The 771-nt window shown below is 71.2% G+C and carries 2 protein-coding genes; both read left to right on the forward strand.

Annotated features, from left to right (window positions below):
* On the forward strand, nucleotides 1–535 hold a 535-nt coding region (locus ACOADB_RS15485; RefSeq protein ID WP_378600308.1), incomplete at its 5' end, for a hypothetical protein.
* Nucleotides 536–537: 2 nt separating this feature from the next.
* Nucleotides 538–771 (forward strand): hypothetical protein (locus tag ACOADB_RS15490; protein WP_378600310.1); only part of this gene is annotated, 234 nt, incomplete at its 3' end.

Consider the following 771-nt stretch of genomic DNA (forward strand, 5'->3'; position numbering starts at 1 on the left):
GTGGATCCGGCTGTGGGTCGACAACGAACCCGTCCACGACTTCTACGCCAACGCCTTCTGGGGTGACGAGCGGACCCACGACGTCGAGCTGTCGGCAGGGCAGCACGTGGTGCAGGTCGAGCACCTCCACGGGGACGAGGACGTTGCCGCAGCCGATGTCACCTGGACGCGGATCGGCGGACCGCCGAACGTGACGCTGACGGCTCCGGCCAACGGCTTCGTGCCGACCGACGGAGCCGCGCCGTGGAGCGTCGAGGTCAGCGACCCCGACGGCGACGACCCGGTCGACCTCGCAGCGACGGTCGTGCTCGCCGTCGACTCCCTGCACTACACGGGTGCGACCTTCCACGCGCACCCGTCGAGCCGGATCACCGGCCAGACGTCCGGGACACTGGACGTCGATGACGTCCACGCACCCGGCTCGGTCGTCATCCGGCTGCGCGCGACCGTCACCGATGCCAGCGGTGCCCGGACCACGAGTGCGCCCGTCTACGTCTGCCTGCCCGGCACCACTGCCGGTCCGTGCGCGGGGTGAGGATGCGTACGAGCCGTCGTCGCCAGTTCCTGGGTGCGTTCTGTGGACTGCTGGCCGTGGCAGCAGGTCTGGCCCTGCCGGGCACGGCGCACGGCGCCGATGAGGAACCCGACCTGCCCGACGACGTCGTCCGCGTGCTGATCGTCGGCGACTCGGTCACCCAGGGCTCCTCGGGCGACTGGACCTGGCGCTACCGCCTGTGGCGCCATCTCCAGGACGCGGGTCTCGCGGTCGAC

The sequence above is a fragment of the Nocardioides sp. CPCC 206348 genome (genome assembly GCF_048654705.1).
Lineage (GTDB): Bacteria > Actinomycetota > Actinomycetes > Propionibacteriales > Nocardioidaceae > Nocardioides.